The organism is Mesorhizobium sp. LEGMi-168a (assembly GCF_058312955.1).
In genome coordinates this window covers 236,810-256,182 of sequence record NZ_JBZEGV010000006.1, presented here as the reverse complement: position 1 = coordinate 256,182, position 19,373 = coordinate 236,810, and the positions used below count along the sequence as shown (strand labels likewise).

Genomic DNA, 19,373 nt, shown 5'->3' with positions numbered 1-19,373 from the left:
ATCGATGACATCACCGCCCAAGATGTCACGGCGACATGCGCTGGCGCTCGCCGCCGGAGCCCTTTTCGCCACCTCCCCCCTGCCGAGGTCCGCCGCGCTGGCGACGAGCGGCGCCCGCGTTCCGTCGCGCGGCTTCAACCTTCCCGGATGGCTCGATCGTGACGATGGGCCTGCTCCCGGCGCGGCCACGCTTGAGAAGCTGCGCCAGGCGGGGTTCGAAACGATCCGGCTGCCGGTGAACGCCGACCTCGTCTCCAGCGGCGACCCGGCAACGCTTCGCCGCATTCAGAACGGGATCAGGGACCTTGTCGGTTTGGGCTTTTCGGTCCTGCTCGACATGCACCCCTCGGGCAAGCTGGTGGCGGCGTTCCGGAGCGATCCCGGTGCTGCGGGCGGGCAGGTGCTCCGGGCCTGGACGGCGCTGCGTGTCGTCGTCGCCGATTTGCCGGCGGATTGGGTCTATCCGGAGCTCCTGAACGAGCCGCCCATGGCACGGACCAACTGGCTGGCGCTGCGCGAACAGATCGCCGCGACGCTGCGAGCGAGTTGTCCGCTCCACACGCTGGTCTGGGGACCGGCGCGGTTTCAGGGCATCTGGGAAATCGCCGACACGCCGCCGCTCGCCGACGACAACCAGATTGCCGCGGTTCACTATTACGCGCCCATGGCGTTCACCCATCAATGCGAGAACTGGGATGCCTCGCCGCTCGCCCGCATCGCAAACCTGCCCTTTCCCGCGGTCAAGGAAACGGCGCAGGTGAACCAGCTGCTCTCCAAACTGCGTGCGGCCGGCGACGAAGAGGCCGCCAACCTCGTCGAGGACGAACTGTCGACGCCCTGGACGGAGGCGCGGATCGCTGCGGATTTTGCCGATGTGGCGCGCTGGTCCGCTACCCACGGCTGCCCGGTCATGCTGAACGAATTCGGCGTGCTCAATTTCTGCGTGGACGCCGAAAGCCGCGCGTCCTGGGTGCGCGCCGTGCGCAAGGCGGCGGAAGCCAATCAGGTTGCATGGACCTATTGGGAACTCGATCAGGGTTTCGGCTTCATCAGGAGCAGGCAGAGTGTCGAAGGCTTCGACCGCTCGATGATTGCCGCGCTCCTTGGCAGTTGAGCGGGAAACGGATGTGGACGACATGCGCCATAAACGCTGGCTGGAGCAAGCAATGACCGCAACGGGCCAGAAATGAGCACGACGCAGGCCTATTCGCCCGTCGGACCGGACATGCCTAGCAGGGCCACGTCGGAAGCCCTTCTGCATGTCGGCACGGCTCTGCTTGTCGTTGCGCTCGCCGTCTCCTCCTTTGCCGTCTGGACTCCGTTCGGGATCGCCGCGACCTTCGTGCTGACGCTGATCATCGCGAACGCGATGCCTTCGGGCGTTCCCGTGCTGATCATCTGCGCCTTCCTCTACCAGAACCTAGTGGTCGCCTGGTTCACCCCTTACATTCCCGACAACGACACATTCGACACGCTGCGCGGCACGAACTTCATCATCCTGATGACCGCGTTCGGCATTTTCCTTGCCGCCTCGTTTCAGCACCGCGTGCGCGCGCTGATCGAATTGCGGCCATGGCTGCTGCTGAGCATGGTTCTGTGCGGCACGGTTTGTTTCTATTTCGCCCTCGGTGTCGTGCATGGCGGCCCCAAGGACGCGGTCGTCTATTTCCGCAACACGATCACGCCGCTCGCCTGCTTTCACATCGCAGTCCTCTCCGCCAGCCTTTATCCCGTCGATCTGCGCAAAAGCATGCTCTGGCTCGGCGCCGGCGCGATCGTCTATGGCTATGCGGAGCTGACCTTCACGATGGATTTCCTCGGCCTCTTCCATGGCGACCAATATGTCGAGCGCAGCATATCGCGGCAGGTCGAGACCGGCGTGTGGGAGAAGGCGCTCCAGGAAACGGGTTTCGTTTATCGCGGCATCGAGGACGTGATGACCACGACCTTCTTCAACACGCCGCTGTTCAACGACATCTTGCCGAGCGTCTTCCGCATCGGCGGCCCGAACTTCCATCCGATCAGCTATGCTTACGCCTTGAGCATCATATCGGCCTGGCTTCTCTTCAGAGGGCGATGGTTGCTGCCTCTCGCGGCCTTGCCGCTGCTGCTCGTCATCGGCTCCAAGGGCGCCACCTTCATGCTCTTCGTGGCGATCGCCGTGCGGCTGATCTACAGCCCCTCCCGCGCCGGTCTGGCGCTCATGGCCGCGATCGCCTTGGCCGTGGTCTGGACGACGGCGGCGATCGCCTACGGCGCCACGCATGGCGACTACCATGTCCTCGGCCTGATTGCCGGCATGCGCGACTTTCTGGCCGACCCGCTCGGGCAAGGACTGGGTCTCGGCGGCAATCTGTCGAGCACCAGCATCAATCTCAACTGGCAAAGCGCTCAGGCCGAGGGTGCCGCCTCCGTCCCGGTCGAAAGCGCGGTCGGCGTCATGCTTTACCAGATGGGCGTGGGCAGCCTCGTCTTCTTCGGCTTCCTGGCGGCGCTGGCGGTGGCATTGCGGCGGCAGCTCATCGAAACCGGCGACCCGGATTTCCTGTTCGGCTTTGTCGGCATCGTCACCATCTCGGCCAACGCCGTGCTGCAGGAGGAAGCGTTCTACTCCCCGCTCGCCCTCGCCTTCTGCCTGCTGCTCGTCGGGATCTCGCTCGGAACACGCTGGCGCATGGCCGCAGCGGCACGAGCTGGTTCGCCCAGCTGATTCAGCCGGCTGCGCGATGTCGTTCAGGAGCCGAACAGCACCATCTCGGTAAACGTCAGGTCTCCCGGCGAAGGTTGTTTCGGACCCTTGAAATACTTGATCCCCTTCTTCGGAAAATACCTGCCCGACAGACCGGGAACAGGCCCCATGGCGTCGACGAGGCAAAGCAGCTTCCCACGCCGCAGGAGAAAGCGCCCCAGGGCCCCGGCGCAGCGGACAAGGTCCGCGTGCGAACGGCAGTAGACAATTTGGCAGCACGGCATGAGGCCATGCAAGATCCGGCGCGGCTTGAGCACAACGGGCAGCGCTGCGCCATCGCAAATGCAGATCAGCGAGAGGCAGCCAAGCGCGGCATGCTCGAGCAGTATGTATCTTTCATTGTCGGTGAGCTCAGCCATTTCGGCGAGGTCCGCATGGGCTTCCAGCACGCGGTCCGACGGCGGCACGGAATTGAAAGCCGGAAGGAAGGCGACCTGTCCGCCGGAAAACAGCCGAAAACCGAATGCTTTGTTGAGCTTCACCGTCCCGGGTGACGGGGAAATATTGGTGTAGACCACGTCCTTGCGCATGATGACCGTCGCGATCATCCTGCTGGCATAGGGCCGGAACTCCGCGTCCACGGACCAGCTCGACAGATTGCAGCGGATTTCGTCGCCCTCCAGGCTCCTGTGCCTGGCATAGAGCGTGAGCACGGCACCGACGATCCGGCCTGACTTCTCGAGGACAAAACCATAGCGCGGGAAATCTGCGACCGCGGGCCGCTGCGACAGACGCGTCAGCGCCTCTATCCAATAGCCTCGGCTGCGTTCCGGAAAGCCCCTGTGCAGGCAATCCGCCACGCCTTCCCAATCTCCCTCGTCGAAGGGTCGGCAGCCGACACCGGGAGGAAATGCACCGAGAACCGCCATGGTCGACTCAAGAAAAAGGGCACCAAAAATGGTCGAGGTCGGTATTATCCTGACGATCGATTACTAACGAATTACGCTGCCGGCGAAGCCAATTTTATTGGCCATATCTCACGACGCCGTGCCGCGCTCCTCCGCCACAACTGAGCCTCCAAATTCTACAACTCCAAAGATAGTTAATGGTTGTAGGATCGACTAATAATCATTTGTTTTCGCGTGAATCCGGTGGAGAGCCAATGCAGGCCTTTCCCTGATTGCCCCTTGCCCCCAGCCTTTGCGATCAGCCCTTGAGCCACTGCAGGATGCTGCCGCAATTCCCGACCAACACGGCGCTATCGACGGCGCAACCGCGCAGCCAAAATTTCTACCCGACCCCGCTTGTACCGAAATCTCATATGTGAATATAATCTTCACAAGAGAAGATTCAGGGAGGATCGATCGCGTCCGGCTCCGGCCTTGCTCGGACGGCGCGGCCTATTCTCCGACAGCGGACGAACAGGATGATGACCAGCTTCCCGCCAACCGTCGGCGTCGCTTCGACACGCCCTTCCGACATGCCGGCCGATCACGCCGAGCTGCCGGTGTGGAACGCCGAAAACTGGTTCTATGAGGACTGGCCGGTCGGCCAGAAGATCCGCTCGCTCCGGCGCACCATGGCCGAAGGCGACAGCCATCTCTTCAACACCCTGGTGCTCGACATCCACCCTTACGTGCAGGACCAGATGTTCGCCGAGCGCGAAGGCATTTTCGGCAAGCGGCTGGTGGCGGGCGCGTTCGTCTTCTCCGCCGGGCTCGGCCTCGTCGCGACCAACTGCGTCAACGCCTTTTCCTACGGCTACGACAAGCTCCGCTTCATCAAGCCGGTCTTCATCGGCGACACCATCTATTCGATCCGCTCCAACATGGAGAAGAAGCCTCGTTACAAGGACATGGGGCTGATCCGCGCCAGCTACGAAGTGTTCAAGGGGGAAGGCGAGCTGGTGCTCTACTGCGAGCACCTGCAGACGGTGAAGTACAAGAACCCGGCCGACTTCGCCGGCAAGACGGAGAAGTGATCATGGCCGCCGACCTGCCGCTCTCCGGCCTTGTCGTCATCGACATGAGCCAGTTCCTGTCGGGACCTTACTGCTCGCTCCGGCTCCTCGACCTCGGCGCCCGCGTCATCAAGATCGAACGGCCCGATGGCGGCGACCTTTCGCGCCGGCTCTATCTCAGCGACACCGAGATCGGCGGCGATTCCACCATCTTCCACGCCATCAACCGGGCCAAGGAAAGTTTTGCCGTCGATCTGAAGAACGAGGACGACCTGAAAGCGCTGCGCGGGCTGCTCGCGAAAGCCGACGTGCTGATCCAGAATTTCCGGCCCGGCGTCATCGAACGGCTCGGCCTCGACTATGAGCATGTGCGCACGCTCAACCCGCGTTTGGTCTATGCCTCGATCAGCGGCTATGGCGAGGAAGGCCCATGGGTAAAGCGTCCGGGCCAGGACCTGCTTGCCCAGGCGCGCTCCGGCGTGATGTGGCTGAACGGCGACGAGGATCAGGGTCCGGTCCCATTCGGCCTGGCGATTGCCGACATGCTGGCTGGTGCTGCCTGCGCGCAAGGCATCCTCGCCACCCTGGTGCGGCGCGGCATCACCGGCGAAGGCGGCCATGTCGAGACCAGCCTGCTCGAGGCGCTGATCGACTTCCAGTTCGAGGTCCTGACGACACATCTCAACGACGGACGGCGCCTGCCGCGCCGCTCGTCCTTCCGCAGCGCTCACGCCTATCTGGCGGCGCCCTACGGCGTCTATCCGGCGAAGGACGGTTTCCTGGCGATCGCCATGACGCCGATCCCGAAACTGGCCGACCTGTTGGAGATCGAGGCGCTGGCGCCCTATCGCGACCAGCCGTCGACCTGGTTCACCGCCCGCGACGAGATCAAGGCGATCATCGCGCAACGCATCGCGCAGAAGTCGGTCGACGAATGGCTGGCGATCCTCGAGCCGGCCGACATCTGGTGCGCCAAGGTCCTGAACTGGAAGGAGATGCTGGAGAGCGACGGCTTCAAGGCGCTCGACCTCTTGCAGACCGTGACGCGCGAGGACGGTGTTGCGATCCACACCACCCGGTCGCCGCTGAGGGTCGACGGCGTGCGCGCCAAGGTCGAGCGGGCGGCGCCGCGCGTCGGCGAGCACAGCGCAAAGATCCGTAAGGAGTTCGGACTGTGACGTCGCTCAAAGGCATGACCTGGAGCCATCCGCGCGGCTATGATCCGATGGTCGCCTGCTCCCGGCTCTGGAAGGAAAAGACCGGCGTTTCGATCGAATGGGAGAAGCGCTCGCTGCAGGATTTCGAATCCTTTCCGGTCGAAGAGCTCGCCCGCGCCTATGACCTGATCGTCATCGATCATCCGCATGTCGGCCAGATCACCGCCGAGAAGTGTCTCGCGCCGCTCGACGTGCCGGGCCGCGAGGCGGACCGCGCGGCGCTGGCGAAGGGAAGTGTCGGCCGATCCTACCCAAGCTATACTTGGCAAGGACGGCAATGGGCCTTCCCTATCGATGCCGCGACCCAGGTGCAGGCCTGGCGTCCGGATTTGATCGAGGCCGCGCCGACATTCTGGACCGAAGTGCTGGAACTCGCCCAGCCGGGTCGCGTGCTTCTACCGCTCAGGCCGCCCCATTCGCTGATGTGTTTCTACACGCTTGCCGCCGATCTCGGCCGGCCATGCGTTGTCGACGGATCAGGCGACCTGGCCGATCCTGAGACCGGCGAGACCGCCTTCGAAATGCTGCGCGAGATCACGGCACTCGTCGATCCCGAATGCCTGACCATGGATCCGATCGCGGTGTTCGAGAAAATGGCCGAGGCCGGCTCGCGCATCGCCTGCGTGCCGCTGATCTATGGCTACGTTCCCTATGCGAAGGCCGAGTTCCGTCCGCACCGGCTTGCCTTTTGCGACATGCCTGTCGTGGGCGGCAACGGCCCGATCGGCTCCGCCCTCGGCGGCACCGGCATCGCCGTCTCAGCCTTCTCAAAGGCGAGCAAGGAAGCGATCGACTTCGCCTACTGGATCGCCAGCGGCGACGTGCAGCGCGGACCCTATGCCGCCGCCGGCGGCCAGCCCGGCCATGCAGCCGCCTGGGAGGACGAGGCCGTCAACGCCGCGACCGGCGACTTCTATCGCGCCACGCGGGCAACGCTGGAAGGCGCCTGGATGCGTCCGCGCCATGACGGCTACATGGCGTTCCAGCAGGCCGCGTCGGACCGCCTCAGCGAGGGCCTTGCCGGCAGGCAGGACGCACGCCGCGTCGTCGCCGACATCAATCGCCTGTTCCGAGAGAGTTTCGCGCCGGCCACCGCCGGCTAGTTTGACATTACAGCCGCCACAGCTTCTTCGCGTTACCGGACAAAAGCTTCGTGCGCTCGGTCTCGCTCGCGCCGGCAAGGAGCGCGTGCGTCGCCGCCACCCAGCCGAGCAGCCCGCCGCCCAGAGTGCAGACCGGCCAGTCGCTCCCCCACACGATGCGATCCCAACCAAAACTTCCGATCGTGTGCTCGACATAGGGCCGCAACATCTCGGCGGTCCAGGTCGCGGCATCGGCATAGGCGACGACGCCGGAAATCTTGCCGGCGACGTTGGGGCGCCGCGCGATCTCGGCGATCTGCTCACGCCAGGGGTGCTCGGCCTTGCCCTTGATGTCGGGCACGCCGCAATGGTCGAGCACGAATTGCACGTCCGGCGCTAGGTCGACGAGCGCGATCGCTTGGCTCATCTGCCTCGGCAGGACACAGAGGTCGAAGGTCAGCCCGCTGCCGGCGATGCGCCGGATGTTCTCGCGGAACAGGGCGCCCTCGGAGACGTCGTCGGGCACGACATGCAGCACGCGGCGGAAACCTTTGACGAAAGGATCCGCCTTCACCTTGTCCAGCCAGGATGCGAAGCCAGCCTCTTCAGGCCGGCACGAGACGATCGCGCCCCTCACCAGGCTGCTCGGCTCCTTCGACAATCCCTCGACGTGAGCCGTCTCGGCCTCGATATCAGCCGGGTCGACATCGACCTCCATGTGCAGCGCCAGCTCTATGCCCGCGCGGCGCGCCTCGGTGGCGTATTCATCCTGGGAAAAGTCGCGATCGAGCGCCGGCACCCCGGACAGCCATGGATAGCGCAGCGCCGCCTTGTCGATGAGATGCAGGTGCGTGTCGACGATCATGGCTTCCTCCCTTGTCGCGCTTATGCATGTCTCCCAAAACTGTGCAGCGGTTTTGCGGAAGCGACATGCATCAAAACATGGATTCGATCATTTCACGGGAGAATTCATCATTCAAATAAGAATTATATCCGCATCTGCATATCCGACCCGGCAAGCTGCGACAGCTTCGTCGCGGCCGCTTGAAGCAGGGCGATCGTCCTGGTGATGTCGGGCGCGGTCGGCGCATTGACCAGCGTGATATAGGGGATGGTGAGCGCAGCGATGCCTCGGCCATCGGAGCCGATCACCGGTGCCGACAGATTGTAGACACCGGCCGTCTGCAGCGAGGCCATCATCTCGTAGCCGCGCTCGCGCACCTGGTCGAGGCGGGCGAAGAAATCCGGCGACTGCTTCATCTCCTCATTGGTGCGCAGGTGCTCGGCGATCATCATCTCGCGTTCTTCCGGCGAGCGGAACGCCAAGAGCACATGGCCCGAGCCGGTGTCGAACAGGCTGATATGCGAGCCGACGCGGATCGAGATGCCCCAATAGTGCGGCGCCTCCTGCTGGGCGATAACCACGGCGTTGCCGCGGTCGAACACGACAAGCTGGTTCGCCTGCCACGACGTCTCGGCCAGTTCGCGCATGATCGAGGTTGCGTAGGAGACCAGCCTGCGCACCGGCGCATGCAGCTGGCCGAGCCCGAAGAGCTTCAGCGTCAGCGAATAGCGGTCACCGTCGGGCCGGGTCACGTAGCCGCGTTTCACCAGCCGGTCGAGCATCCGGTAGAACTCATTCGGGCTGCGGTCCAGCCGCTTGGCGATCTCGGCCTGCGTCAGGCCGCCATCGACGCTGGCCAGCAGCTCCAGAATGTCCAGCCCCTTGTCCAGAGCCGGCGCGCGATAGCGGTCTTCCTCGTCTTCCTGCACCGGATGCCTCTCTGGTGAATTTGTATCTTCATATACGCAAGAGCGCCTTCATTGGGAAGAAGTTTCGGCTTGACGACTTATGAATAATTTGTTTGCATATGAATGAAGCGGCAAGCTTCAGGTCATGACGGTCCATGGGCCGTCCAGGGAGGAATTCATGAACAGACTGCTTTCCGGCGTCGCCGCCGGCGCATTGCTCATGGCATCGGGCGCGGCATTCGCGGCCGATTTGCCGGGCAAGTTTCCCGGCGTCACCATCGACGCCAAGCTGATCGGCGGCCAGCAATACGAAAAGCTCTACGAGCGCATCGGCGAGTGGGAGAAGGCGACCGGCGCCAAGGTCAACGTCATCTCCAAGAAGAACCACTTCGATCTCGACAAGGAGATCAAGTCGGACATCGCCTCCAACTCGATCACCTGGTGCGTCGGCTCCAACCACACCTCGTTCGCGCCGCAATATCCGGGCATCTACACCGATCTCGCCAAGCTCTTGCCGAAGGAGGAGATCGACGCCTTCGTTCCGGCCAACATTGCCGCCGGAACGCTCGACGGCAAGCTGGTGATGCTGCCGCGCGCGCAGTTCGACGTCTCGGCGCTCTACTACCAGAAGAGCCTCTACCAGGACGAAGCCAAGAAGAAGGCCTACAAGGAGAAGTACGGCGAGGACCTCGCCCCGCCGGACACGTTCGACGAGATGGCGCAGCAGGCGGAATTCTTCGCCAGTCCGCCCGATTTCTACGGCACGCAATATGCCGGCAAGGAAGAAGCGATCAACGGCCGCTTCTACGAGATGCTGATCGCCGACGGCGGCGAATATCTCGACAAGGACGGCAAGCCGGCCTTCAACTCCGAAGCCGGCGTCAAGGCGCTCGACTGGTTCGTCAAGCTCTACAAGGCCAAGGCAGTGCCCGCCGGCACGACCAACTATCTGTGGGACGACCTCGGCCAGGGTTTTGCATCCGGCACCGTGGCGATCAACCTCGACTGGCCGGGCTGGGCCGGCTTCTTCAACGACCCGAAGTCGTCCAAGGTCGCCGGCAATGTCGGCGTCAAGGTGCAGCCCAAGGGCTCGTCCGGCAAGCGCTCCGGCTGGTCCGGCGCGCATGGCTTCTCGGTGACCGAGAACTGCGCCAGCAAGGAAGCCGCCGCATCGCTAGTCTGGTGGCTGACCAATGAGGACAGCCAGAAGCTGGAAGCCGCCGCCGGTCCGCTGCCCACCCGCACCAAGGTGTGGGAATGGGACCTCGAGCAGGCCAAGTCCGATCCTTACAAGACCGAAGTGCTGCAGGCCTTCCAGGAGGCCGCCAAGAACGCCTTCCCGGTGCCGCAGACGCCGGAATGGATCGAGATTTCCAACGCTGTCTATCCGGAATTGCAGGCGGCGATCCTCGGCGACAAGACTTCCAAGCAGGCGCTCGACGACGCGGCCGCCAAGGCGACGCAGATCCTCGAGGACGCGGGCAAGCTCTAATGCATGTCGCCCAAAAGTGCGCAGCGGTTTTGGGTGAACGACATGCATCGGAACAAAGGCTTAAAGCGCGTCGCTTGGAGTTCGTTTCGAAGCGACGCGCTTTAAGGACTATCCTCCCTGCGGCGCCGGTCACAAGGACCGGCGCCGCTTTGACTGATGCGGCCGCCATGCGATTCTATCGCGGGCCGCGCAACCATCTTTGGAACATTGCATGACGGCCAAGCGGCTATCCGCGCCAACCCTTCTCCTGCTGCCGGCCGTGCTCGTGCTGGCGGCGGTCGTGGTCGTGCCGCTCTGCCTGTCCTTCTATTCCAGCTTCACGCCGTTCAGGCTGACGCGCCCGGAGACCTTCTTCACCTTCATCGGCCTGCGCAATTATCGCAACATTCTGTCAGATGCGAATTTCTGGTGGGCCTTCGGCCGCACCGTGCTTCTGCTCACCATTGCGCTCAATCTCGAGATGCTGCTGGGGCTCGGTCTCGCATTGCTGGTCGAGAAAGCCAGTCGCGGCCAGCGGCTGCTGCGCACCATCATGATGTTCCCGATGATGTTCTCGCCGATCCTGGTCGGCTTCCAGTTCAAGTTCATGTTCAACGACAATATCGGCCTGGTGAACAACGCGCTGCAGTCGCTTGGGCTGACGCGGGATGCCATTCCGTGGCTGATCGAAGGCCATCTCGCCTTCATCGCCATCTCCATCGCCGAGATCTGGTCCTCGACCTCGATCTTCGCGATCCTGATCCTCGCCGGCCTGCTCGCCATGCCGAAGGAGCCGGTCGAGGCGGCGCGTGTCGATGGCTGCACGCCGTGGCAGACCTTCCGCTATGTGACCTGGCCCTTCATCATGCCCTTCGCCTACATCGCCATGACCATCCGCTCGCTCGACGTCGCGCGCGCCTACGACATCGTCAAGATCATGACCGACGGCGGCCCGGCCGGCCGCACGGAACTCTTATGGACGCTGGTCGCTCGCACCGCCTACAGCGATGCCCGCATGGGCGTGGCCAATGCGATGGCCTATTTCTCGATCCTGCTATCGATCGTCTTCACCGTCTATTTCTTCCGGAAGCTCGCCGCGGCGCGCACCCAGATCGGCGCGGAGTGGTGATGATGGACGCCAACGCATCCGCCCGCCTGAAGCGCCGCGCTGGCGTCGTCGCGCACCGCGTCGGCCTGTTCCTCGCCATGCTTTTGATCTGCCTGCCCGGCATCTGGATCGTGCTGTCCTCGTTGCGGCCGACGGTCGAGATCCTGGCCAAGCCGCCGGTCTGGATTCCGCAACAGGTCTCGCTCGACGCCTACGTCGCCATGTTCAGCGGCGTCGGCAAGGGCGGCATTCCCGTCCTCGATTACTTCCGCAACTCGCTGATCATCTCGGTCACCTCGACCGTCATCGCCATCGCCATCGGCATGGCCGGCGGCTACGCCTTCGCGCGCTACCGGTTCCGCGGCAAGTCGGCGATGTTCCTCGGCCTGATGCTGACCCGCACCGTGCCCGGCATCGCGCTGTCCCTGCCGCTGTTCTTCGTCTATGCCCGGCTCGACATCATCGACACGCATTTCGGCCTGATCCTGGCCTATGTCGCGCTCAACGTGCCCTTCACCATCTGGCTGATCGACGGCTTCTTCCGCCAGGTGCCGAAGGATCTCGCCGAGGCCGCGCAGATCGACGGCTGCACGCGCTGGCAGGCCTTCTGGCAGGTCGAGTTTCCGCTCGCCGGACCGGGCATCGCGTCCGCCGGCATCTTCGCCTTCCTCACCTCCTGGAACGAGTTCGCGCTGGCCTCGCAGCTGACGCGCTCGATCAATTCGAAGACGCTGCCCGTCGGGCTGCTCGACTACACCGCCGAATTCACCATCGACTGGCGCGGCATGTGCGCGCTGGCCGTGGTGATGATCATTCCGGCGCTAATCCTCACTTTCATCGTCCAGAAACACCTCGTCGGCGGGCTGACCTCCGGCGCGGTGAAAGGTTGATCCGATGGCGATTGTCTCACTCAAGAAACTCACCAAACGTTACGGCAACATGGAGATCGTGCACGGCATCGATCTCGACGTCGCCGACCGCGAGTTCATCGCGCTGGTCGGGCCGTCGGGCTGCGGCAAGTCGACCACGCTGCGCATGATCGCCGGGCTGGAAGACATCTCCGGCGGCACGATCGAGATCGGCGACCGCGTCGTTAACGACCTGCCGCCGCGCTCGCGCAACATCTCGATGGTGTTCCAGTCCTACGCGCTTTATCCGCACATGACGGTACGCGAGAATCTCGGCTTCTCGCTGAAGATCGCCGGCGCGCCGAAGGAAGAAATGGACCGCCGCGTCGCCGAGGCGTCGGCCATTCTCGGCCTCGACGCGCTGCTCGAGCGCCGTCCTTCCCAGCTTTCCGGCGGCCAGCGCCAGCGCGTCGCCATGGGCCGCGCCATCGTGCGCGATCCCGACGTCTTCCTGTTCGACGAGCCGCTGTCGAACCTCGATGCCAAGCTGCGCACCCAGATGCGCACCGAGATCAAGAAGCTGCATGCCAAGGTGAAGTCCACCGTCATCTACGTGACCCACGACCAGGTCGAGGCGATGACGCTGGCCGACCGCATCGTCATCATGCGCGACGGCTATATCGAGCAGGTCGGCACGCCGGACGAAGTCTTCCAGCGCCCGGCGACGCGCTTCGTCGCGGGCTTCATCGGCTCGCCGCCGATGAACCTGCAGGAGGCGACCGTTGACGACGGTAAGGTTGTTTTCGCCAGCGGCCAGAGCCTGCCGTTGCCCGGCCGTTTCAAGGCCAGGGTGAGCGCCGGCGACAAGGTGGTGTTCGGCCTGCGCCCCGACGATCTCTATCCGGCCGGCCACGGCCTGCATTCGGGCGACGCGGCGGACGTCCACGAGATCGAGCTGCCGGTGACCGTGACCGAGCCGCTCGGCAACGAAACGCTGGTGTTCGCCGAATTCGACCGCCGCGACTGGGTCTCGCGTATGCTGAACCCCAAACCGTTGAAGGCTGGCGACCGAGTCGTAATGCACTTCGACCTGTCGCAGGCGCATCTCTTTTCCGCGGAAACCGGCAAATCGCTGAGGAGCTGACGATGGCCAAGATCGAGAAAGTCGAGCTTTCAATGGTCGATCTGGTGCCGAAGGTGAAGCGCACCGACGCCATCCAGAGTTTTGTCAGCCAGGAGACGCCGATCGTCACCATCACCGATGCCGACGGCGCGGTCGGCATGGGCTACTCCTACACGATCGGCACCGGCGGCTCTTCGGTGATGCGGCTTCTGGCCGACCACCTCGCGCCGCGCCTCATTGGCCAGGACGCCGACCGGATCGAGGCGATCTGGCACGATCTCGAATTCGCCACCCATGCCACGACCATCGGCGCGATTACGGCAATCGCGCTCGCGGCAATCGACACCGCGCTCTGGGACCTTCGGGCGAAAAAGCAGAAGCTGCCGCTCTGGAAACTTGCCGGCGGCGCCAAGGACCGCTGTCCGCTCTACACCACCGAAGGCGGCTGGCTGCACATCGAGACGGCAGCACTTGTCGCCGACGCGCTGGCCGCCAAGGCGAAAGGCTTCACCGGATCCAAGGTCAAGATCGGCAAGCCGCACGGCTCGGAGGACTTCGCCCGTCTTTCGGCGGTGCGCAAGGCGGTCGGCGACGGCTACGAGATCATGACCGACTGCAACCAGGGTTTCACCGTCGATGAAGCCATCCGGCGCGCCGAGCGGCTGCGCGATCTCGATCTCGCCTGGATCGAGGAGCCGTTGCCCGCCGACGACATCGACGGCCATGTGCGGCTGTCGAATTCGACTGCGACGCCGATTGCCGTTGGCGAGTCGCTTTATTCGATCCGCCATTTTCGCGAATATATGCAGAAGGGTGGCTGCAACATCGTCCAGGTCGATGTCGGCCGCATCGGCGGCATCACGCCCTGGCTGAAGGTGGCGCATATGGCGGAAGCCTTCGACATGCCGATCTGCCCGCATTTCCTGATGGAGCTGCATGTCAGCCTGGCCTGCGCGGTGCCGAACGGCAAATATGTCGAGTACATTCCGCAGCTGGACGAATTGACGGGCAACAAGATGGTGATCGAGAACGGCCATGCGCTGGCGCCGAGCGAACCGGGCCTCGGCATCGATTGGGATTTCGATGCGCTCAAGGCGCGCAGCATCGCCGAATTCAGCGTCACCGTCACCGAACGGAGGGATTGAGATGCAGCGCATGGGCATGGTGCTCGGCCTGAAGCCGGAGAAGGTCGAGGAATATGTGCGCCTGCACGCCGCCGTCTGGCCGGACGTGCTGAAGATGATCTCGGCCTGCAACATCAGGAACTACTCGATCTATCTCAAGCGGCCGGAGAACCTGCTGTTTTCCTATTTCGAATATCATGGCACCGACTATGCTGCCGACATGGCCAGGATGGCCGCCGATCCGAAGACCCAGGAATGGTGGGCGGTGTGCATGCCTTGCCAGGAGCCTTTGCCGACAAGGCAGGAGGGCGAATGGTGGGCGATGATGGATGAAGTCTTCCACCATGACTGATGCCTTCGACCCTCGATCGCTGGCGCAGTCCTGGCCAGCGCCTGCAAAGCCTCGCCCGATCGTCATCTTCGGCGCCGGCTCGATCGTGGGCGATGCGCACTTTCCGGCCTATCGCAAGGCCGGCTTTCCGGTTGCGGGCCTCTACGATCCGGACCATGCCAAGGCCGAAAAACTGGCCGAGCAATGGGGCGTGACGGCGTTCCGCTCGGTGGATGAGGCGGCGGCGAAGGACGCGATTTTCGATCTGGCAACGCCGCCGGGCCGGCACGCCGAGGTGCTGAAGGCCCTGCCCGACGGCGCGGTTGCATTGATCCAGAAGCCGATGGGCAACTACCTCGGCGAGGCGACCGAGATCCTTGAAATCTGCCGCACCAAGAAACTCAAGGCTGCAGTCAATTTCCAGCTTCGCTTCGCGCCGATGATGCTGGCGCTGAAGGACGCCATCGCCAAGGGCTGGCTGGGCGAGGTCGTCGACTTCGACGCCTGGCTGGCGCTCGCCACGCCGTGGCAGCTCTGGGAATTCCTGCTCACGGCGCCGCGCGTCGAGATCGCCATGCATTCGATCCATTATCTCGACCTGATCCGGCAGCTCCTCGGCGACCCCAAGGGCGTGCACGCGAAAACCCTCGGCCATCCCAAACACAAGGTCGCGCAGACCCGCACCAGCGCCATCCTCGACTATGGCGACACGGTGCGCTGCGCGCTCTCGATCAACCACGACCACAAGTTCGGTCGCCGGCACCAAGCTTGCGAGTTCCGCATCTGCGGGACGGAAGGCGCGGCCTGGCTGCAGCTCGGCGTCAATCTCGACTATCCGCGTGGTGAGCCCGACATGCTGGAGATATTCCCGAAGGGCGGCTCCGACTGGATTAAGGTGCCGCTGTCGGGCGCCTGGTTCCCGGACGCTTTTGTCGGGCGCATGGCCAATGTCCAGCGCTTCGCGTCGGGCGAGGACAGCGAATTGGTCAGTTCCGTCGAAGATGCCTGGAACACAATGGCGCTGGTGGAAGCCGCCTATCGATCGAGCGCCGCGCCGGCGACGCCGCTGGCCGAGAAACCGTAAGGAACGGCATGGAACAGGTCACTTATTTCGAGGACTATGAGATCGGTTCGTCGCGGCTCACCAGCGGCCGCACGATCACCGAGACCGATTTCGTCGTCCATGCCGGCCACACCGGCGATTTCTTTCCGCACCACATGGACGCCGAGTTCATGAAGACGACGTCCTTCGGCCAGCGCATCGCGCATGGCACGCTGGTGTTTTCGGTGGGCGTCGGCCTGACGGCGAACGTGATCAACCCTGTCGCCTTCTCCTACGGCTATGACAGGCTGCGTTTCATCAAGCCGGTGTTCATCGGCGACACGATCCGCACGCGCACGACGATCGCCGCCAAGGAAGACGATCCGAAACGGCCGGACTCCGGCCGCGTCATCGAACGCGTGGAAGTTTTGAACCAGCGCGACGAGGTCGTGCTGGCCGCGGACCACATCTATATCGTCGAGCGGCGCCCCCGGCTCGGCTGAAAGACGGAGAAAAACATGGCTGATCTGACAGGCAAGGTGGTGGTCGTCACGGCTGCCGCACAAGGAATCGGTCGGGCGAGCGTGCTGGCTTTTGCGAGGGCCGGCGCTACCGTCCACGCCACCGACATCAACGAGGCGGTTCTGGCCGAACTCGCCAAGACGCCCGGCATCAATACCCGCACGCTCGATGTGCTGAACGACGAGGCTGTGAAAACTGCCTTCACCGAAATCGGCCGCGTCGACGCGCTGTTCAACTGCGCCGGCTTCGTCCATTCGGGTTCCATCCTGGAGATGAAGGACGAGGACCTCGACTTCGCCTTCAATCTCAACGTGCGCGCCATGATCCGCACCATCCGCGCCGTGCTGCCCGGCATGCTGGAGCGCGGCGATGGCGCCATCATCAACATGTCGTCGGTCGCGGGCGCGCCGAAGGGGGTGCCGAACCGCTTCGCCTATGGCGTGACCAAGGCGGCCGTGATCGGCCTCACCAAGTCGATCGCCGCCGACTATGTCGCCAGGGGAATCCGCTGCAACGCGATCTGCCCGGGCACGGTGGAAAGCCCGTCGCTCGAAAGCCGCATGCGCGCGCAGGGCGATTACGAGGCCGCCCGTTCTGCCTTCATCGCCCGCCAGCCGATGGGAAGGCTGGGCACGGCGGAAGAGATCGCCGATCTCGCCGTCTATCTCGTCGGCGCTACCTACACCACCGGACAGGCCTATAATATCGACGGCGGCTGGTCGATCTGATGAGGCAACGAGCATGACCCGCATTACCGATCTTCGCGTCTTCGACCTTCGCTTTCCGACGTCTCAAAGCCTCGACGGCTCGGATGCGATGAACCCCGACCCGGACTATTCCGCGGCTTACGTCATCCTCGACAGCGACGTCCCGTCACTGAAAGGCCACGGTCTCACCTTCACCATCGGCCGCGGCAACGAGATCTGCTGCGCGGCGATCGAAGCGTTGCGCCACCTGGTTGTCGGGCTCGACCTCGACTGGGTCAAGGAGGACCCCGGCCGTTTCTGGCACCACGTCACCGGCGACAGCCAGTTGCGCTGGATCGGCCCGGACAAGGGCGCCATGCACCTTGCCGTCGGCGCGGTGGTCAATGCGGTCTGGGACCTCTGGGCGAAGGAAGCCGGCAAGCCGGTCTGGCGGCTGGTCGCCGAGATGAGCCCGGAGGAGATCGTGCGGATCGTCGACTTCCGCTATATCACCGACGCGATCACGCCGGCCGAAGCGCTGGAGATTCTGAAGAAGGCCGAGACCGGCAAGGCCGAGCGCATCGCCACGCTCGAACGCGAAGGCTATGCCTGCTACACCACCTCGGCCGGCTGGCTCGGCTATCCCGACGACAAGCTGAGGCGGCTCTGCCAGGAAGCGGTCGACCAGGGTTTTAATCACATCAAGCTGAAAGTGGGCCGCGACCGCGCCGACGACATCCGCCGCCTCAGGATCGCTCGCGAGGTGATCGGTCCGGACCGTTACCTGATGATCGACGCCAACCAGGTCTGGGAGGTCGACCAGGCGATCGACTGGCTGGGCGATCTCGCCTTCGCCAAGCCGTTTTTCATCGAGGAGCCGACCAGCCCGGATGACGTCGCCGGCCATGCCAAGATCCGCAAGGCCGTGGCGCCGATCAAGGTCGCGACCGGCGAGATGTGCCAGAACAGGATCATGTTCAAGCAGTTCATCGCCGGCGGCGCCATCGACGTCGTGCAGATCGATTCCTGCCGCATGGGCGGGCTCAACGAGGTGCTGGCCGTGTTGCTGATCGCGGCCAAGTTCGGCCTGCCGGTCTGGCCGCATGCTGGCGGAGTCGGCCTCTGCGAATATGTCCAGCATCTCTCGATGATCGACTATGTCGCCGTCTCAGGCACCAAGGAGGGGCGGGTGATCGAATATGTCGATCACCTGCACGAGCATTTCCTCGAGCCCTGCGTCATCGAGAATGCGGCCTACATGCCGCCGGCGGCGCCGGGCTTCTCGATCGAGATGAAGCCGGATTCCATCGCCGCTTACCAATTCCGCGGTTGAATGCGATGCCGTACGCAGGCGATCAGGCCTGCGTTAGGGCATCGCATCTTCAACCGTTCAGGCGAAGCTCGGCGTGATCAGCGTCAATCGACCTCGACGGCAAACACCGAGACGCAATCGCCGGCCTTGACCAGGCCTGGGAAATGACGCGCGGCCAGCAGGCCCGACATCCTGGCCTTGATTTCCTGCGGCGCCATGCCGGTGCGGCCGGTCGAATGGATGCACGCCACGACTTGGCCCTCATTCACTTTCTCGCCGAGATCGATCATGGTCTCGATCATGCCGTCGTCCTCGGCGAAAGCGAAGCAATCGCCGGAGGGCATATCCAGCCACTGGGTTCTGCCCTTCTCGACCGCACCGGAAGCAATGCCGGCATGGCGAAGCACGTTGAGCACGCCGCGCCGGGCGATCCGCACCGTCTCGGCCCGCGATGTCCCGCCGCCGCCGAGCTCGGTGGTGACGAAGACCTTGCCCATCTCCTCGGCCGCCGTGTCGTACATGCCGACCGCATCGATCTCGGTCATGCGCATCGAGAACGGCGCCGAGAAAGCCTCGACAGCGGCGAAGGCCTTCTTTTCCTGCGCCTTGTCCGACAGCGTGTGCGCTGCGCAGAACGGCACGAAGTCCAGCGTCTTTCCGCCGGAGTGGAAGTCAAACACGATGTCCGCCCGCGGCAGCAGTTCGCGCTGGAAATAATCGGCGATCTTTTCGGTCACCGTGCCGTCGGGACGACCGGGGAAAGAGCGGTTCATGTTGCCCTTGTCGATCGGCGAGGTGCGGGTGCCAGAACGAAACGCCGGATAGTTCATCGCCGGCACGATGATGACCGTGCCGGAGACATCCTTCGGGTCGAGGGTGCGGGCGAGCTCATAGAGCGCCAACGGCCCCTCATATTCGTCGCCGTGATTGCCGCCTGTAAGCAGCGCCGCCGGCCCCTTGCCGTTGCGGATCACGCAGATCGGGATCATCACCGAACCCCAGGCGGAATCGTCGCGGCTGTAAGGCAGGCGCAGGAAGCCGTGCTGGACGCCGTCTCGCTCGAAATCGACGGTCGGCGTGATCGGCGATGGACGCAATGCTGACAT

The 19,373-nt window shown here is 63.8% G+C and carries 19 protein-coding genes; 15 read left to right on the top strand and 4 right to left on the bottom strand.

Annotation, left to right across the window (positions count from 1 at the left end):
• Positions 1–4: 4 nt before the first annotated feature.
• Together AC4FWB_RS11550 and AC4FWB_RS11545 are read left to right on the top strand one after the other, a co-directional pair.
• The gene (locus AC4FWB_RS11550; RefSeq protein ID WP_491026120.1) at positions 5–1,114 is read left to right on the top strand and encodes a glycoside hydrolase family 5 protein; all 1,110 of its coding nucleotides are present in this window, start codon (positions 5–7) and stop codon (positions 1,112–1,114) included.
• 72 nt (positions 1,115–1,186) lie between these two features.
• Positions 1,187–2,710, top strand: coding sequence for a hypothetical protein (locus tag AC4FWB_RS11545; RefSeq protein WP_491026119.1), 1,524 nt, complete (start codon positions 1,187–1,189; stop codon positions 2,708–2,710).
• A gap of 23 nt (positions 2,711–2,733) precedes the next feature.
• Here AC4FWB_RS11545 and AC4FWB_RS11540 read toward each other — a convergent pair whose 3' ends face one another.
• Positions 2,734–3,618, bottom strand: a complete 885-nt coding sequence (locus AC4FWB_RS11540; protein ID WP_491026118.1) for a hypothetical protein — start codon at positions 3,616–3,618, stop codon at positions 2,734–2,736.
• A gap of 500 nt (positions 3,619–4,118) precedes the next feature.
• Here AC4FWB_RS11540 and AC4FWB_RS11535 point away from each other — a divergent pair, with 500 nt between their 5' ends.
• Genes AC4FWB_RS11535 through AC4FWB_RS11525 form a run of 3 tightly spaced genes read left to right on the top strand, consistent with a single transcriptional unit; the run spans position 4,119 to position 6,969 of the window.
• Positions 4,119–4,670 (top strand): MaoC family dehydratase, encoded by a 552-nt coding sequence (locus tag AC4FWB_RS11535; protein ID WP_491026179.1) that lies wholly within the window; start codon positions 4,119–4,121, stop codon positions 4,668–4,670.
• Positions 4,671–4,672: 2 nt separating this feature from the next.
• Positions 4,673–5,827, top strand: a complete 1,155-nt coding sequence (locus tag AC4FWB_RS11530) for a CaiB/BaiF CoA transferase family protein (RefSeq protein WP_491026117.1) — start codon at positions 4,673–4,675, stop codon at positions 5,825–5,827.
• Positions 5,828–5,841: 14 nt separating this feature from the next.
• Positions 5,842–6,969, top strand: a complete 1,128-nt coding sequence (locus AC4FWB_RS11525) for an extracellular solute-binding protein (RefSeq protein ID WP_491026178.1) — start codon at positions 5,842–5,844, stop codon at positions 6,967–6,969.
• 7 nt (positions 6,970–6,976) lie between these two features.
• On the opposite strand, the gene AC4FWB_RS11520 is transcribed toward AC4FWB_RS11525, so the two are convergent.
• On the bottom strand, positions 6,977–7,813 hold the full coding sequence (locus AC4FWB_RS11520) for an amidohydrolase family protein (protein ID WP_491026116.1): 837 nt from the start codon (positions 7,811–7,813) through the stop codon (positions 6,977–6,979).
• Positions 7,814–7,935: 122 nt separating this feature from the next.
• Positions 7,936–8,721 carry an IclR family transcriptional regulator gene (locus tag AC4FWB_RS11515; RefSeq protein ID WP_491026115.1) on the bottom strand — a complete coding sequence of 262 codons (786 nt, stop codon included), beginning with the start codon at positions 8,719–8,721 and terminating at the stop codon, positions 7,936–7,938.
• A gap of 157 nt (positions 8,722–8,878) precedes the next feature.
• On the opposite strand from AC4FWB_RS11515, the gene AC4FWB_RS11510 reads away from it, so the two are divergent.
• The 10 genes from AC4FWB_RS11510 to AC4FWB_RS11465 all read left to right on the top strand — a co-directional run bounded on the left by AC4FWB_RS11510 (position 8,879) and on the right by AC4FWB_RS11465 (position 18,288).
• Positions 8,879–10,192, top strand: a complete 1,314-nt coding sequence (locus tag AC4FWB_RS11510; protein ID WP_491026114.1) for an ABC transporter substrate-binding protein — start codon at positions 8,879–8,881, stop codon at positions 10,190–10,192.
• A gap of 211 nt (positions 10,193–10,403) precedes the next feature.
• Complete coding sequence (locus AC4FWB_RS11505) at positions 10,404–11,300, top strand: carbohydrate ABC transporter permease (protein WP_491026113.1); 897 nt, start codon at positions 10,404–10,406, stop codon at positions 11,298–11,300.
• 2 nt (positions 11,301–11,302) lie between these two features.
• Positions 11,303–12,169, top strand: a complete 867-nt coding sequence (locus AC4FWB_RS11500; RefSeq protein ID WP_491026177.1) for a carbohydrate ABC transporter permease — start codon at positions 11,303–11,305, stop codon at positions 12,167–12,169.
• A gap of 4 nt (positions 12,170–12,173) precedes the next feature.
• Complete coding sequence (locus AC4FWB_RS11495; RefSeq protein ID WP_491026112.1) at positions 12,174–13,271, top strand: ABC transporter ATP-binding protein; 1,098 nt, start codon at positions 12,174–12,176, stop codon at positions 13,269–13,271.
• Between the two features lie 2 nt (positions 13,272–13,273).
• Positions 13,274–14,395 carry a mandelate racemase/muconate lactonizing enzyme family protein gene (locus tag AC4FWB_RS11490; protein WP_491026111.1) on the top strand — a complete coding sequence of 374 codons (1,122 nt, stop codon included), beginning with the start codon at positions 13,274–13,276 and terminating at the stop codon, positions 14,393–14,395.
• A gap of 1 nt (position 14,396) precedes the next feature.
• Positions 14,397–14,726: an L-rhamnose mutarotase gene (locus tag AC4FWB_RS11485; protein ID WP_491026110.1), complete on the top strand. Its 330-nt coding sequence runs from the start codon at positions 14,397–14,399 to the stop codon at positions 14,724–14,726.
• Entirely contained in the window at positions 14,719–15,789 is a 1,071-nt protein-coding gene (locus AC4FWB_RS11480; protein ID WP_491026175.1) for a Gfo/Idh/MocA family protein, read from the top strand. Before AC4FWB_RS11485 ends, AC4FWB_RS11480 begins: the two co-directional genes overlap by 8 nt.
• An 8-nt stretch (positions 15,790–15,797) precedes the next feature.
• Positions 15,798–16,250: a MaoC/PaaZ C-terminal domain-containing protein gene (locus AC4FWB_RS11475; RefSeq protein ID WP_491026109.1), complete on the top strand. Its 453-nt coding sequence runs from the start codon at positions 15,798–15,800 to the stop codon at positions 16,248–16,250.
• Between the two features lie 15 nt (positions 16,251–16,265).
• Positions 16,266–16,997: an SDR family oxidoreductase gene (locus tag AC4FWB_RS11470; RefSeq protein ID WP_491026108.1), complete on the top strand. Its 732-nt coding sequence runs from the start codon at positions 16,266–16,268 to the stop codon at positions 16,995–16,997.
• Positions 16,998–17,010: 13 nt separating this feature from the next.
• The gene (locus AC4FWB_RS11465) at positions 17,011–18,288 is read left to right on the top strand and encodes an L-fuconate dehydratase (RefSeq protein WP_491026107.1); all 1,278 of its coding nucleotides are present in this window, start codon (positions 17,011–17,013) and stop codon (positions 18,286–18,288) included.
• 83 nt (positions 18,289–18,371) lie between these two features.
• Here the strand turns inward: AC4FWB_RS11465 and doeB are convergent, their stop codons facing one another.
• Positions 18,372–19,373 carry a N(2)-acetyl-L-2,4-diaminobutanoate deacetylase DoeB gene (doeB, locus tag AC4FWB_RS11460; RefSeq protein ID WP_491026106.1) on the bottom strand — a complete coding sequence of 334 codons (1,002 nt, stop codon included), beginning with the start codon at positions 19,371–19,373 and terminating at the stop codon, positions 18,372–18,374.

What these genes read in the sequence shown, in the direction of transcription:
- AC4FWB_RS11550 (WP_491026120.1), top strand. Translation starts at nt 5, where the DNA reads ATGACATCACCGCCCAAGATGTCACGGCGACATGCGCTGGCGCTCGCC.
- AC4FWB_RS11545 (WP_491026119.1), top strand. Translation starts at nt 1,187, where the DNA reads ATGAGCACGACGCAGGCCTATTCGCCCGTCGGACCGGACATGCCTAGC.
- AC4FWB_RS11540 (WP_491026118.1), bottom strand. Translation starts at nt 3,618, where the DNA reads ATGGCGGTTCTCGGTGCATTTCCTCCCGGTGTCGGCTGCCGACCCTTC.
- AC4FWB_RS11535 (WP_491026179.1), top strand. Translation starts at nt 4,119, where the DNA reads ATGACCAGCTTCCCGCCAACCGTCGGCGTCGCTTCGACACGCCCTTCC.
- AC4FWB_RS11530 (WP_491026117.1), top strand. Translation starts at nt 4,673, where the DNA reads ATGGCCGCCGACCTGCCGCTCTCCGGCCTTGTCGTCATCGACATGAGC.
- AC4FWB_RS11525 (WP_491026178.1), top strand. Translation starts at nt 5,842, where the DNA reads ATGACCTGGAGCCATCCGCGCGGCTATGATCCGATGGTCGCCTGCTCC.
- AC4FWB_RS11520 (WP_491026116.1), bottom strand. Translation starts at nt 7,813, where the DNA reads ATGATCGTCGACACGCACCTGCATCTCATCGACAAGGCGGCGCTGCGC.
- AC4FWB_RS11510 (WP_491026114.1), top strand. Translation starts at nt 8,879, where the DNA reads ATGAACAGACTGCTTTCCGGCGTCGCCGCCGGCGCATTGCTCATGGCA.
- AC4FWB_RS11505 (WP_491026113.1), top strand. Translation starts at nt 10,404, where the DNA reads ATGACGGCCAAGCGGCTATCCGCGCCAACCCTTCTCCTGCTGCCGGCC.
- AC4FWB_RS11500 (WP_491026177.1), top strand. Translation starts at nt 11,303, where the DNA reads ATGGACGCCAACGCATCCGCCCGCCTGAAGCGCCGCGCTGGCGTCGTC.
- AC4FWB_RS11495 (WP_491026112.1), top strand. Translation starts at nt 12,174, where the DNA reads ATGGCGATTGTCTCACTCAAGAAACTCACCAAACGTTACGGCAACATG.
- AC4FWB_RS11490 (WP_491026111.1), top strand. Translation starts at nt 13,274, where the DNA reads ATGGCCAAGATCGAGAAAGTCGAGCTTTCAATGGTCGATCTGGTGCCG.
- AC4FWB_RS11485 (WP_491026110.1), top strand. Translation starts at nt 14,397, where the DNA reads ATGCAGCGCATGGGCATGGTGCTCGGCCTGAAGCCGGAGAAGGTCGAG.
- AC4FWB_RS11480 (WP_491026175.1), top strand. Translation starts at nt 14,719, where the DNA reads ATGACTGATGCCTTCGACCCTCGATCGCTGGCGCAGTCCTGGCCAGCG.
- AC4FWB_RS11475 (WP_491026109.1), top strand. Translation starts at nt 15,798, where the DNA reads ATGGAACAGGTCACTTATTTCGAGGACTATGAGATCGGTTCGTCGCGG.
- AC4FWB_RS11470 (WP_491026108.1), top strand. Translation starts at nt 16,266, where the DNA reads ATGGCTGATCTGACAGGCAAGGTGGTGGTCGTCACGGCTGCCGCACAA.
- AC4FWB_RS11465 (WP_491026107.1), top strand. Translation starts at nt 17,011, where the DNA reads ATGACCCGCATTACCGATCTTCGCGTCTTCGACCTTCGCTTTCCGACG.
- doeB (WP_491026106.1), bottom strand. Translation starts at nt 19,373, where the DNA reads ATGTCAGCATTGCGTCCATCGCCGATCACGCCGACCGTCGATTTCGAG.